The organism is Parapedobacter pyrenivorans, assembly GCF_014636865.1.
GTDB lineage: Bacteria > Bacteroidota > Bacteroidia > Sphingobacteriales > Sphingobacteriaceae > Parapedobacter > Parapedobacter pyrenivorans.
This window is the reverse complement of record NZ_BMER01000002.1, coordinates 585070-599095: the sequence shown is the minus strand read 5'-3', so window position 1 is coordinate 599095 and position 14026 is coordinate 585070. Positions and strand designations below refer to the sequence as shown.

Annotated in this window: 12 protein-coding genes; 5 read left to right on the top strand and 7 right to left on the bottom strand. The window is 47.5% G+C overall.

Features of this window, described 5'->3' with window-relative positions; translation table 11 throughout:
* Positions 1–61: 61 nt before the first annotated feature.
* Entirely contained in the window at positions 62–520 is a 459-nt protein-coding gene (locus IEV98_RS14375; protein ID WP_188506681.1) for a DUF2721 domain-containing protein, read from the top strand.
* Between the two features lie 34 nt (positions 521–554).
* Here IEV98_RS14375 and IEV98_RS14370 read toward each other — a convergent pair whose 3' ends face one another.
* The gene (locus tag IEV98_RS14370) at positions 555–2741 is read right to left on the bottom strand and encodes a glutamine synthetase III family protein (protein WP_188506680.1); all 2187 of its coding nucleotides are present in this window, start codon (positions 2739–2741) and stop codon (positions 555–557) included.
* A 442-nt stretch (positions 2742–3183) separates the two neighbouring features.
* On the opposite strand from IEV98_RS14370, the gene IEV98_RS14365 reads away from it, so the two are divergent.
* Positions 3184–3876 carry an ABC transporter ATP-binding protein gene (locus IEV98_RS14365; protein WP_188506679.1) on the top strand — a complete coding sequence of 231 codons (693 nt, stop codon included), beginning with the start codon at positions 3184–3186 and terminating at the stop codon, positions 3874–3876.
* A 2-nt stretch (positions 3877–3878) separates the two neighbouring features.
* Positions 3879–6431: an ABC transporter permease gene (locus IEV98_RS14360; protein WP_188506678.1), complete on the top strand. Its 2553-nt coding sequence runs from the start codon at positions 3879–3881 to the stop codon at positions 6429–6431.
* An 18-nt stretch (positions 6432–6449) separates the two neighbouring features.
* Here the strand turns inward: IEV98_RS14360 and IEV98_RS14355 are convergent, their stop codons facing one another.
* Genes IEV98_RS14355 through IEV98_RS14340 form a run of 4 tightly spaced genes read right to left on the bottom strand, consistent with a single transcriptional unit; the run spans position 6450 to position 10628 of the window.
* Entirely contained in the window at positions 6450–7886 is a 1437-nt protein-coding gene (locus tag IEV98_RS14355; RefSeq protein WP_188506677.1) for a serine hydrolase domain-containing protein, read from the bottom strand.
* 36 nt (positions 7887–7922) lie between these two features.
* Entirely contained in the window at positions 7923–8666 is a 744-nt protein-coding gene (locus tag IEV98_RS14350; RefSeq protein WP_188506676.1) for a LytR/AlgR family response regulator transcription factor, read from the bottom strand.
* Complete coding sequence (locus IEV98_RS14345) at positions 8663–9706, bottom strand: sensor histidine kinase (protein WP_229738769.1); 1044 nt, start codon at positions 9704–9706, stop codon at positions 8663–8665. Before IEV98_RS14345 ends, IEV98_RS14350 begins: the two co-directional genes overlap by 4 nt.
* Positions 9707–9752: 46 nt before the next feature.
* A complete protein-coding gene (locus IEV98_RS14340) occupies positions 9753–10628 on the bottom strand; it encodes a LiaF transmembrane domain-containing protein (RefSeq protein ID WP_188506675.1) in 876 nt (291 codons plus the stop codon).
* Positions 10629–10878: 250 nt separating this feature from the next.
* On the opposite strand from IEV98_RS14340, the gene IEV98_RS14335 reads away from it, so the two are divergent.
* Positions 10879–11217, top strand: coding sequence for a DUF3276 family protein (locus IEV98_RS14335; RefSeq protein WP_188506674.1), 339 nt, complete (start codon positions 10879–10881; stop codon positions 11215–11217).
* 78 nt (positions 11218–11295) lie between these two features.
* Positions 11296–12156: a KPN_02809 family neutral zinc metallopeptidase gene (gene ypfJ, locus IEV98_RS14330; protein WP_188506673.1), complete on the top strand. Its 861-nt coding sequence runs from the start codon at positions 11296–11298 to the stop codon at positions 12154–12156.
* A gap of 4 nt (positions 12157–12160) precedes the next feature.
* On the opposite strand, the gene IEV98_RS14325 is transcribed toward ypfJ, so the two are convergent.
* Both IEV98_RS14325 and fabG read right to left on the bottom strand, forming a co-directional pair.
* Positions 12161–13132, bottom strand: coding sequence for an acyl-CoA synthetase family protein (locus tag IEV98_RS14325; protein ID WP_188506672.1), 972 nt, complete (start codon positions 13130–13132; stop codon positions 12161–12163).
* Between the two features lie 2 nt (positions 13133–13134).
* Positions 13135–13878, bottom strand: a complete 744-nt coding sequence (gene fabG, locus IEV98_RS14320) for a 3-oxoacyl-[acyl-carrier-protein] reductase (protein WP_188506671.1) — start codon at positions 13876–13878, stop codon at positions 13135–13137.
* Positions 13879–14026 lie beyond the last annotated feature (148 nt).

Genomic DNA, 14026 nt, shown 5'->3' with positions numbered 1-14026 from the left:
CGGTTGCAAATATAAACGGTGTGATTTGGTTGTGCAAAGTTTTTTTGATTTTTTTGCAAGGATGAACATAACATTCAATACCGCAGCCTTGCTTTTTCCTGCCATAAGCTTGATTATGTTGGCTTATACCAACCGATTTTTGGCACTTGCGGCACTGGTTCGGAGCTTACATGCCAAATACCTTGAACATAATAAAAGTGGGGTGCTGCATGGGCAGATCAAAAACCTTCGCTATCGCCTCAAACTCATCAAGCAGATGCAGGCCATGGGAGTGGTGAGTTTCGTCACGTGCATTGCATGCATGTATTGCATCTACGTAGAACATCAATTTCTCATCGAATTGACGTTTGCCCTTAGCTTGCTTTTCTTTGTGATTTCATTGTTTATTTCTTTGCTTGAAATCCAAGTAAGTAACAAGGCTCTGGAGTTGGAACTGAGCGATATGGAAGAAGGGGATGATTCCTCATTGACAGGGTATATCAAAAGAAAATTTGATAAGAAAAAAGGCGGCCCCCAATAAGGAAGCCGCCGGAATTTAAGTTTAACGGGGTGAGTTATCTTACGAACAGGAGCTCACGCAATTTGGGCAACGGCCATTGGCGGTCATCCACAATCTGCTCCAGCTTATTAAGGTGATACCTGATCTGGTCGAAATAAGGTTTCACGTTTTCATCATAAGCGATGGCTTTTTCACGCACATCTTCCAACACGTTGGCCTTCTTGCGTTCTTGGCGCATTGCTTCTGCGTCTATAAGAATGGTATTGATGTGATTGGAGATACGTTCGATCAGGTTGGATTGCGAACCATATGCATCCGGTTTAAGCCCCAGCTCTTTCAGCCCTTTGACATTCACGATCAAATCATTCTGATAGCGGAAGGCAGCAGGGGCAATTAAGTTGCTGACAATCTCGCCGATGACACGGGCCTCGATCTGTATTTTTTTGTAGTAGCTCTCCAAGAGAATTTCGTGGCGAGCTTCGCTCTCCCGTTTGCTAAGTACGGATAGTCTTTCAAATAATTCCAGCGATTTTTCATTTACATAAACATCCAGCGCTTTGGGAGTGGTTTTTATGTTGGAAAGACCTCGCTTGAGTGCTTCTTCCTCCCACTCCTGGCTATATCCGTTTCCTTCGAAGCGGATGGCCTTGGATTCCTTGATGTATTTGCGAACCACATTCAGCAAGGCAAGGTCCTTTTTCGTGCCTTTCTTGATCTGTTTGTCTACCTCGGTCTTGAACTCGATCAATTGATCCGCTACGATAGCGCTGAGCACTGTCATCGGGCTGGCGCTATTTGACGAGGAGCCTACAGCCCGGAATTCAAATTTATTGCCCGTAAAGGCAAAGGGAGAAGTCCGGTTACGATCAGTATTGTCAAGCGTCAATTCCGGTATTTTAGGGATTCCATGCCACAACAATGCCTCATTTTTTACTTTTTTGGCTACCCTTGCAGTCTCCACTTCATCGAGTACCGCATTCAGCTGGCTGCCTAAGAAAATAGAAATGATAGCAGGGGGCGCTTCGTTGGCACCCAAACGATGGTCATTGGCTGCACTCGCTATAGATGCACGCAGCAAGTCGGCGTTTTCGTGCACCGCTTTGATGACGTTCACGAAGAACGACAGGAACATCAGGTTGTTCTTAGGTGTCTTACCGGGAGAAAGCAAATTGACCCCCGTATTCGTAATCATCGACCAGTTGTTGTGCTTGCCGGATCCGTTGATGTCTGCATACGGTTTTTCGTGGATCAACACTTTGAATTTATGCCGTAGTGCTACTTGTTCCATCAAGTTGAGCAACAACTGATTGTGGTCTATGGCTAAGTTGATTTCCTCAAACATCGGCGCACATTCAAACTGGGAGGGGGCTACTTCATTGTGGCGGGTCTTCAAAGGGATGCCCAACTTAAGTGCTTCTTCCTCCAGATCAACCATAAAAGCCAATACCCGCTCGGGTATCGCACCAAAATAATGGTCTTCCAACTGCTGGCCCTTTGCCGACATGTGGCCGAATAAGGTGCGGCCCGTCAGTTGCAAATCAGGGCGGGCGTTGAATAGCGCCAAATCGACCAAGAAATATTCCTGCTCAATACCAAGTGACGCGTTTACCTTGGTAATAGACTTATCAAAGAAATTAGCCACGTCTACCGCAGCTTTATCCAGCGCATTGATAGCTTTCAATAAAGGCGCTTTGTAATCCAATGCCTCGCCAGTGTACGATACAAAAATGGTAGGGATACACAGCGTTTTTCCGCCGCCGGTCTCGAAGATAAATGCAGGTGAAGATGGATCCCATCCGGTATAACCCCGGGCCTCAAATGTATTGCGGATGCCGCCGCTCGGAAAACTGGATGCATCCGGCTCCTGTTGTACCAGGGCACTGGCTGTAAACTTGTCGATGGCCGAACCATCGGGCATGGGCTCAAAGAATGCATCGTGTTTTTCAGCAGTGGCACCTGTAAGTGGTTGGAACCAGTGTGTGTAGTGCGTCACACCGTTGCTGATAGCCCAACTTTTCATCGCTTGGGAGATGTGTTCGGCAAGATCCAGGCTAATTGCTTTTCCTTCGTCTATTGTTTCCATCAATTCGGCGTACGCATTTTTGGGAAGGTATTCCTTCATCTTTGCCGTGGTGAATACATTTTTACAGTAGTAGGATGAAGGCTTGATCGTTTCGTTGGTTTTACTGTTGCTTAGTCGAGAAATAGCAGCCTCGACCGCCTTAAATCTTAGTCCTGACATTTAGTTTTTATTATTTGTTGGTGTATTGTGTTGTTTTTTTTAATTCGGTTCAATATTCGAAAAAAAAAATGATATTTCCTTATTTTTTTTATTAAAAATGTAAGATTTTTTAATGTTTGATGAGAAATTATATGATTTTGTGTGATGTTGTTGTGTTTTTTTAAATAGTCGACCGATTGAAACAGGTAATCCGAAGCTTCTGTGGCCGTAGTGCATCGGGTATTCATGAGGCAATATCGGAAATAGAAGATAGGATTGCGGTTAGCTGTAATATCATTTTTACAATAAGGTGCCGACTACTTAACCTTCAACGGATTTATGTGTAACAAGGTGGTTAGACAGCAGTCAAAACCATGCGTTCATCGGTTTATTTAGTGTGCAGCTTCTTGTTATGGAGTTGAATAGCTTATTTTTACGGATATATTGACTAATTGGAGAACAAGTGGCAGTTATTTTAAGTGTACAGGGAGTTGACAAGACCTATCGAAGCGCAGGCAGATCCCTTGCTGTTTTGCAGCAAATTAACTTTGAGGTCGAAACGGCGTCCACAATAGCAATTGTTGGACCTTCGGGAAGCGGTAAGACTACATTATTGGGGCTGTGTGCCGGCTTGGATCGCGTGAGCGCGGGCGACATCGTGTTGAATGGCATATCCTTGGACGCCCTTGGAGAAGATGAGCGGGCTAGGGTACGCAACCAGCATGTGGGGTTTGTATTCCAGAATTTCCAATTACTTCCCACCCTGACGGCCTTGGAAAATGTGATGGTGCCACTAGAGTTGCGCGGCGAGCGCAATTGCAAAGCGACGGCGCAGGAATTATTGGATAAAGTTGGTCTCGCTGACCGTGGCCACCATTATCCGTTGCAATTATCGGGCGGTGAGCAGCAACGGGTTTCCATTGCGCGTGCGTTTTCCAATTCACCCAAAATTCTGTTTGCCGATGAGCCGACAGGTAACCTTGATGCCGATACCAGTGAAACGGTTGAAAACTTATTGTTTAGCCTGAACAGGGATATGGGAACGACATTGGTATTGGTAACCCATGACTTGGAGCTGGCGTCTAAAACCCAGCGTATCATCCGCATGAAGGGTGGCACGGTAGTTTCGGATACGATGGAAAATAACGTGTTATAGCCATGCCTCAACATAACCGGATTACATTCAGTTGGATAGCTCGGATGGCGTGGCGCGATAGCCGGAGGAACCGCTCGCGGCTGTTTCTCTTCATCTCATCGATCATCATCGGTATCGCAGCGCTTGTGGCTATCTATTCCTTCGGTGATAATCTAGCGAAAGATATCGATAATCAGGCAGCCACCCTGATCGGCGCTGATCTGGTGCTCGAGAGTAACCGGGAATTGGCTGACGAAGGCCAACATATCGTCGATTCCATCCATGGATTGAGTCAAAGCTATGCTGAAGAACAGAGCTTTGCGTCGATGGTGCTATTTGCCAATAATGGCGGTACCCGTCTCGTGCAGATACGGGCGCTGAGCGGCGATTTTCCCTACTACGGCGAGTTAGAGACCGTGCCCGCAACGGCTGGGACAACCTTCAGGGGGCGCCGGCAGGCCTTGGTTGACAAGACATTGATGCTGCAATTCAATGCAGAAGTCGGAGACTCGGTAAAGGTGGGAGAGGTCATGTTTGAAATTGCGGGACGGCTGGAGCAGGCTCCAGGGCAAAGTGGCATTTCCAGTACCATGGCCCCCGCCGTATTCATACCATTGGAGTATTTGCCTGCTACCGGCCTTAACCAAAAGGGGAGCCGGATCAATTATAGCTATTATTTCCATTTACCGCCCACAACCGATGCCGATGCACTTACTGATGGCCTGGATTCTTTATTGGAAGTGCACCGCATGGGCTACGATACCATTGCTTCACGAAAGCGGGATACGGGAAGGTCTTTTTCTGATCTGAATAAATTCTTGTCATTGGTAGGATTTGTAGCGCTCTTGTTGGGATGCATTGGCGTATCGAGTGCGATTCACATCTACATTAAGGAAAAACTAACTAGCATCGCGATACTGCGCTGCTTGGGTGCGACGTCGCGACAGGCGTTTTTGATTTACCTGGTACAGGTGATGGGGGTAGGATTCATTGGTTCGGTGGTGGGCGCATCGCTTGGTACATTAATTCAACAATTGCTGCCGTTGGTGTTCAGGGATTTTGTTCCTGTGACTATTAGCAGCGATATCTCTTGGAGTGCCATTGCCCAAGGTATCGGCCTTGGCGTATGGATATCACTTCTGTTTGCCTTATTGCCGCTCATCGGCATCCGCAATATCGCCCCCCTTAATACATTGCGGTTGTCGCTGGATACACCGAGTCCTATCAAAGACCGGTGGAGTTGGGCGGTGTATGGCATCATTGCATTATTTATCTTTGCTTATGCCTTCCTCCAATTGGAGGGCGTCTTGCAGACATTGGCGTTTATAGGTGGTGTTGCCGTTTCTTTTATGTTGTTGTATGCGGCGGCAAGCGCACTTGTTTGGCTTATTAGACGTTTCTTCCCGACCTCATGGAGTTATTTATGGCGACAGGGGCTTTCCAACCTGTTCCGGCCCAATAACCAGACCGTCATCTTAATCATAGCAATCGGACTGGGTACCGCTTTCATCGCCACGTTAATTTCTGTACAAGGGATGCTCATCGCCCGGGTATCCCTGTCCGCCAGCGAGAACCAGCCGAATATGGTGCTGTTTGATATCCAGTCCTCACAGAAGGCAGCCGTTGCCAGCTTGGTGAAAGCACAGGGACTGCCTGTATTGGATGAGGTGCCTATCGTAACGGTACAATTGGAAGCTATCAATGGGGTGACCGCCGAAGATGCCCGGCAGGATAGCACCCTCCAGGTGTCCCGTCGCGCATTGGGGGGTGAATTACGGTCTACCTATCGGTCAAAACTCAGTGACTCGGAAAAGGTTACTTCTGGAGAATGGATCGGTGAGACCGCAGATGGCGATACCGCTCGCGTTTCACTTGAAGAGGGCTACGCGCGCCGCATACGGGTGGATATCGGGGATGAGCTGCTGTTTAATGTGCAGGGCGTGCGCGTACCGGCCATCGTGGGTAGCTTAAGGGAGGTCGATTGGAACCGTGTGCAGACTAATTTCAGGCTCATCTTCCCAATGGGTGTTATCGACGATGCTCCACAGTTCCACGTATTAATGACGCGTGTCCCGGACGAGGCGGTTTCAGCACGGATGCAGCAGGCGATGGTGAGGGAGTTTCCCAATGTATCGATTATTGATTTGGGCCTGATCCTCGCCGTGCTCGATGAAATCCTTGAAAAGATTGGCTTCGTTATCCGTTTCATGGGCGGGTTTAGTATCCTTACTGGTTTCGTGGTGTTGATTGCTTCTGTCATGATTAGTAAATACCAGCGGATCAAGGAAAGCGTACTGCTGCGCACCATGGGGGCCTCCAGGCGGCAGATTTTGATTATCACCGCGTTAGAATACTTTTTTTTGGGGATGATCGCAGCCTTCACCGGTGTACTCTTGGCATTGGGCGGTAGTTGGGCGTTGGCCGTATATAGTTTTGAAATCCCTTTCACGCCGAATATCACGTTGATGCTCCTGTTGATGCTGGGTATAGCGCTGTTGACCGTATTGATCGGATTGGCCAATAGTCGGGGGATTACCCGTCGTCCGCCATTAGCGATTTTACGCAAAGAGGTGTAGCCGCTATAATTTTACGGTCTACAGCGTCGTTAGGACGTGATTTAGAATCGCAAGTCCAACAGCATCGATGGATTCAGCCGTGTTGGAGAGTACCACGATTGCGATTTTTTTATCGGGTGTAAAGGCGATATAGCCGCTGCTTCCAAAGGTGCCGCCAGTGTGCCAATAGATCAGTTCGTCGCCAACAAGGTTCATATGCCAAGCCAGGCCAATGTCGGTGTCGGGTGGATTGAAATAGGTGAACTGGCGGGTACGGGCCAACGCATGTTCCAAATCGCTTTCCGGCATTTTGAAATGGGCCTTTGCATAGGCCAACAGATCTCGTACGGTGGATTTCAGTGCCCCATGTGCAGCAAACGCATCAAACGTCCATAGTGGGGTTTCGACGCCTTTTTCATTGTACACCTTTGCTACATATTGCGAGTCAGGATTCGGATGCTCGGTGGTGTTGTGAAGCCCCAAGGGCTGGCAGATTAGCTCCTGTACCATCTCATTGTAGGTTTTTCCACTGATGTTGGAAAGGAGGTCGCCCAAAAGACCATATCCTAAGTTGCTGTATTGGTAAATGGAATCAGGTGGCGTAGTTGCTTTGTAGGATTTTAAGAAATCGTACAACTTTTCTTTCGTATAATCCTTGTAGGGATCAAGGGGATGGGCAGCAGCAGAGGCATCGATATTAGCTGGCATGCGCGGCAACCCCGACGTATGGTTAGCCAATTGCTTTAGTGTAATGCGCTGGAGATCGGGATTTGCCGCTACGGAATCGGGCAGGTATTTGGTGATGCTATCGTCGATACTCAACTGTTGTGTTTGTGCGAAGTAAGCAAGCAATGTAGCAGTAAACGTTTTACTGATCGATCCGATTTCAAACAAGGTGTTCTCATCGGGAAGCCGTTTGTTTCCTTTTTCGGTTTCACCGTAATAATAACTACTGGTTTTTCCAGCGTTGACAATCCCAATGGCTAATGCGTGTGTATGGCCTTTACGGCTATATGCCAAAGCGACCGAATCGACGTATCGATCAAGTTTGGACGCTGCGGTATTGGTAGATTGGATGGGCTCGGTCTTTTCCGGTGCCGGATCGCCGGCATAGGGCTGGAAGAGGAACGTTTCGATCCGGTGTAGGCTATCAAGCGCCAAGACAACCTGCAGGGGTGTGCTGAGAAAGTTCAATTTGTAGATACCGGTGCCTTTCTCATAGCTTTTCAATTCGGCAGACTGGATTTGTCCCAGCGGATACAGTTGCTGTGTCATGACCGTCTGGAACGCCTGCAAGGAAAGGGCCTGCTTAAACTTGGGGCCCGCCAGCGCATAAATGGAGTCTGTTTCTTGCAGGTTGAAGTGATATTCTATTTTGTTGAATACTGCTTGGTTGATTTGCCGATCACTTTCTTCCTCTTGGGCGATGACCGAGCAGATAGGTAGCAGTAAAAAGACGCAGATTATTCTGTTCATGGTTTCAAACATGGAGCAAAATTACGTGAAACCCATCTACATTCCTAATATTTGTTTTAAGCGTGTATAACCGTTTTTACTCACATTTACCCGTTTTCCGTCAGACAGAATAGCGACATAGCCATCTTTTTCGAGGGGTTCCAGGCGGACGATATGGTCGATTTTGACGATGAACGACCGGTGAACCCGGACGAAGTGGGTGGAATCCAACTGTTCTTCAAATGAAGCCATCGTTTTATTTTTCAGAAACGTTCCATCGTCAGTGTGTATTTTCACGTAGTCGTCATCTGCCTCTAGGTAAATAATGCTGCCCGTGGGGACGATTTTGATTTTCGTGCCTGTTTTGACAACTACCCGTTCCAATTTGCCCGGCGTTTGATGAACATTGTCAAGGAACTTACGGGTGTTCTCCTTGCCGGCCTCCATTTGCTGGGCATCCAAAAACTTGGCCATAGCCCGATCAAACCGGGCTTTGGTAATGGGTTTTAGCAAATAGTCGACCGCATGCTGTTCAAATGCACGGATGGCATATTCGTCAAACGCTGTGGTGAAAACGACAGCAGGCTGTCTGTCAATGATTTCCAGCATTTCGAAACCATTGATTTTGGGCATCTGGATGTCTAGAAAGACGATGTCTGGCTGATACTGCATAATCGCCTTAGCCCCTTCAAACCCATCGTTGCATTCGGCAACAACCTCTACTTGGGGATAACTTTCCAGGTACTCGGCAACCATGCTCCGTGCCAGGGGTTCGTCATCTACCAATACAGCCTTGATCATAGTTGAGGAATCTTGATTATGCTGGTAAAGATATGGGTTGTTGGCCTAGTTTCCAATAAATCCGTTCGTCCGAATAATAAAAATAGCCGGCGCTGGATTCCCCTTAACCCAAAGCCGGTACCCCGCTGGGGTTTATTGCTTTGGCTATCATAGGGGTTTTCTATCTGTATTTCCAACAGATGGTCACGGCATGTACAGGCGACACTGATGGCTACCTTTTCTGTAGTGTCATACAATCCGTATTTAATGGCATTTTCAACCAGCGGCTGCATAATCATGGCTGGCAACGTCATGGATAGGCACTCCTCGTCGTAGCGGACTTGGGTTTCCAGCCGATGGCCGAAGCGGACTTTTTCGATTTCCAAGTATAACTGGAGATGTTCCAGCTCGTCCTTCAGTGCGATGAACTGCTGATCGTCCTTGCGCAGGGTACCCCTTAGGAAATCAGACAGTTGAAATGTCATGTTCCTAGCCTCATCGGGCTTACGGCCAATAAGCGCAATGATGGAATTGAGGCTGTTGAAAAGAAAGTGGGGTTGCAGTTGCTGCCGAAGGTTGTAAAGTTCGGCTTCACGGGCAAGCCGTTCGGCGTCGGCCTTACGCTGTTCGTTTTCCTTATATTCCTGTTGGATGTTCCACAGAATGTTGATGATGGCTATCCAAGCAATGAGCAGTGCATTAACGAAAAAGCGCAGCGGTAGGGATACGTCGATGTGATCGAGATAGGTTTTATTCTGGATGACATATTGAAGGATCCACCTGTCGGCAGAAACGCTGATTGCTGCTAATACAAGTCCCCAGATGACAATATAGAAATAACCCTTCCTCCGGGGTAGATAATGGTTTAATGCGCTTGCTATGACATAGCAGCACAACGTGATTACCGTGGCACTGACCAGACTATCGTTCAGCGCCAGGTTAAAATCAACATCAAACCACCAGAGTAAAGCGGTTTGGATCAGCGCATAGGCCATCCAGATAATAAAGCAACTAATGTTGATGAGCCGCTGCTTAGATGATGTATAAGTGGTGGCGCTCACTGGGTTGGTGTTTGTTTGACTTCGTAGTTTGTGGTTCTGCTATCAACTATATGTTTTTGATGGTAATCCCTCCAAATAAAGAGGTCCCTTTAATATATACGACTTTCTGGTCGTCGTAGGGCATTCCCTGCGTAAAACGCTTATCATCTACCTCGCCAAACACCGATACAACCTCCGACTGAACTTTCCAATGGGCGGGAACGATGATCTTCATGCCGGCGAAAATCTGGAACACATCGATGACGATGGGGTGATGAATCTCCGCTTGGACGAGATTAACGTCCGTACCGCCAAAGATGTTCACGATCTCGCCCCCCTGGAAACGTTTGGATATCACAATTTTTTTTACGTCACTGAATACCGCGGTTGATTTGATGAAATCTTCACTGGTGAAGCCGTTCGAATAGTCATTTGGTGAGCCATAATCATCCGTTGTACCGGTTTCACCAAATGCGGTAGCCCCGCTAGCTGCGGGGCTGTCTGTTTCATCCGTTACACGTTTATCCCATTCATAGTTTCCGGCTCGTTTATGGTAACCACTATTCCCGTCCGGTCTTGGTCTAAGAGGTCGACACCTCCCTTTGCCAAGCAATAGCCATAATCCTATGCCAATGATGATAGCGGGCCATATAAAGGCCCCGATATCGAAATGGACGATATTTCTGAGCAGGAAAAAGGAGCCTAGACCCAATAAGATGTACGAAGCCGGGCTTTTAAAGTTGGAATTTCCGCCAATGATCAGTCCAACGGCCACGAGTATCATTGGCCACATGTTGTGCCAATTGAATATCCAACGGGGAAAAAGCCAGTCGAGGCCTAGTTTCCCAGCAAGCAATATCGCTCCGATACCGATGATGATGATGCCAGCCCACATTCTGCCTGAATTCGTCGTGCTACGTGCCGGTTGCTGCTGCTTATTCATATCTTGTTATTGTTAAAATTCGTTACTGGAAAATGCGTAAATATATCCATTAAGTAATAGTTCAAAGATAGATTGAATATATGCCTTCTGCAACAAGGATTAGGTAATAACAGGCTTTTTTTCGGTGAATAGCCGTTTTATTCCGGTAAAATTATTTTTTTACAATTTAGGGTAAATAGTTGCATTAATTGACTAAATTCTTTTATATTTATCCCGATTCTGAGAATAGAGAAAAATAAAAAGCTTAACAATGGGAGATTTTGACAACAAAGAGCGTGAAGAGGTTTTTTCAAAAAAGGTAAGGGCTGGTAAGCGCACTTATTTTTTCGACGTAAAGGCAACCCGTTCCAATGATTATTACGTTACCATCACGGAAAGTAAGAAGCGATTTGAAGACGGTGTGTTTATTAAGCATAAGATATTCCTATATAAAGAGGACTTCGAAAAATTTGCGGAAGGCTTGAGTGAGGTGGTCGATTACATCAAAGGGCATCAGGAAGTGGTGGAGAAACGGTATGAACCGGGATTTGAAAATAATGGTGTTGAGGTTGGTGAAAATACAGAGTCAAAAGACGACTATTCGTTTTAATTAGCGGAAAAGAAAGTTATTGATACTTGAGCCTTGCATTTTGTGAGGCTTTTTTAATAACCAGATAATTGTATCCTTATGCGTTGGAAAGGTAGTAGGCAAAGCGGCAATTTTGAAGATCGCCGCGGGATGTCTTCCGGCGGGAAGCTGGCATTGGGCGGCGTAGGTGGTGTCATTGTGTTGATTGTTGGCCTTTTACTAGGTGGCGATCCGCAGCAGCTGCTGCAGCAAATGCAATCCACAGGCGTGCAGCAAACAGATGGGCCGGTTGAAATCAGTGCGGAAGAAGCCGAACTGACCGAATTTGTGCGTGTGGTGCTTGCCAGTACGGAAGATGTGTGGGGCGCCCTATATGCTTCTGCAGGACAGTCCTATAGGCAGCCAACGCTGCTATTGTATCGCGATGGCGTGCAGACGGATGGTTGCGGCATGGGTGCATCTGCATACGGCCCATTTTATTGTCCGGCAGATGAAAAGGTATACATCGATCTCAGTTTCAATGAAGAATTGACAGAACGGTTTGGAGCAACGGGTGAATTTGCAATGGCCTACGTGCTTGCCCATGAGGTGGGGCACCACATTCAGAAACTTACCGGGGCTATGGACAGGGTAAATGCCGCTAGGCAGCAACTTAGCGAGGTAGCATACAACAAGGTGCAGGTGATGTTGGAATTGCAGGCGGATTTTTATGCCGGCGTGTGGGCGCATCACGCTAACAGGCGATCGGAAGTTCAGTTGGACTATAACGACATATTGGAAGGCATGAAGGCCGCAGCTGCTGTGGGCGACGATCGCATACAGATGCAAACCCAGGGCCGCGTGGTGCCGGAGGCCTTCACTCATGGTTCGTCCGAGCAACGTACATACTGGTTTAAAAAGGGATATGACACGGGCGATATCCAGCAAGGGGATACGTTCAGCGATCCCAGCTTGAGGTGATCAATCACTGCACGAGTAGATTGCATCCACGGATATCACTTTGATCGAAACGGCCCAATACTTCAAAGCGTCCGTCGGGGTGTTTTTTTCCGAGGTCTTGCGTAGCGATGAATGCGCAGGAATGAATATTTGCCAAGTCGATGATGTTGATGCCTCCTGTACGCCCTGTAGCGAGTATTGCAAAGGGGTCATTGGTGTCCCTGATGTGGATTTGCATCCATGGCGGACAGTGAAACAGGCCATCTCCCTTGGAATATGCTTGGGAAAGCAATTCGGTCATGCCGTATTCGGAATGGATGTGTGACACGTTGAATCCCTTGCATAATTGCTCATGCAGTTCTTCCCGGATCATTTCGCGCCTCCGGCCTTTCATCCCGCCTGTTTCCATCACGATCAACTCAGGAAAGTCAATCGGACGATTCTCCACAAAATCCAACAGCGCGTACGTGACGCCGATGAGTAACGTTTTTGCATGTTGGTCTTTCAATTCCAATAATACCTGATGCAGCTCGTCGTGATTATGCAGGAAATAGCCGCTATGGGGGTGGTTGCTTTGTCGGATCAGGTCGTCTACCATATAAATGAGCGAAGAGCCCGTTCGCTCCGAATAGGAGGGGAGAAGTGCGATAATGGCGGTATCGGCGGCTGCCCCGTAAAATTGTTCAAATGCGGTACGGAAACTCTGCTCATACAGCGCAATATCAGCCACGTAATGCTTACTTTGTACACTGCCTGTGGTGCCCGAGCTGCTGAAAACAATTTGTGGTTCTTTGCTTGTTGCGGTAATTCGGTGGCTTTTGAAACATTCAATAGGCAGGAAAGGAATATTTCCGGGTTGTTGTACTGCTTTGGGATTCACGTGAATTAACGACAGGTATTCGCTATACACGGCGCAGTGTTTCGCCTGAAAATAAAATGTTTCCATACAAGCATCTTCAAATGCCTGCGGTGTCTGCATCGAAAAGATTTCAACCATCCTTAAAGCATTCCACCGCAGACCGACAGTACCTGCCCATTGATATAGGAAGCAAGGTCGGAGGCTAGGAATAGGCATGCATTGGCCACATCTTCCGTTTCACCGGCACGTTTCAACGGGATGTCTTTTTCCCAGCCTTCCACGACTTTGGGGTCCAGCACATCGGTCATCTCCGTACGGATGAAGCCGGGTGCAATAACGTTGGTGCGGATATTGCGCGATCCCAATTCCTTGGCGACCGATTTGGAAAATCCAATGATACCTGCCTTGGATGCCGCATAATTCGCCTGTCCGGCATTACCTTGTACGCCCACCACCGAACTCATGTTGATGAATGCACCTTTGCGGTTTTTCATCATGATTTTGGAAGCTGCCTTGGTCACATTGAATACCGACTTGAGGTTCACTTCGAGCACATCATCCCATTGCTCCTCGGTCATCCGCAGCAATAACCCATCTTTGGTGATGCCTGCGTTGTTGACCACGATGTCAAGGGTTCCGAACTCCGATACGATTTCATTAACGAGTTTTTCGGCTTCTTCGAATTTGGAGGCATCCGAGCGGTAGCCTTTTACCGTGGTGCCATAAGCCTGTAGCTCTTTCTCCAAAGCTTGCCCTTTTTCGACGGAAGATAGGTAAGTGAATGCCACATTGGCTCCTTGCTCGGCAAATTTCTCCGCTATCGTGCGGCCAATCCCTTTGGAGGCACCGGTGATAAGTGCTGTTTTTCCTTCAAGTAACTTCATAGTTCGCTGTTTCTATGCCTTTAGATTTTCGTTGCAAACTTAGCTAAAATGGATTATATTCGCTAATGCCTATCGCACAAACGCATTGCAGTCAGATGCATCTTGGACTGCAACGAACGAATTGCGGAAGCGTATTTCAAAGTCGCTG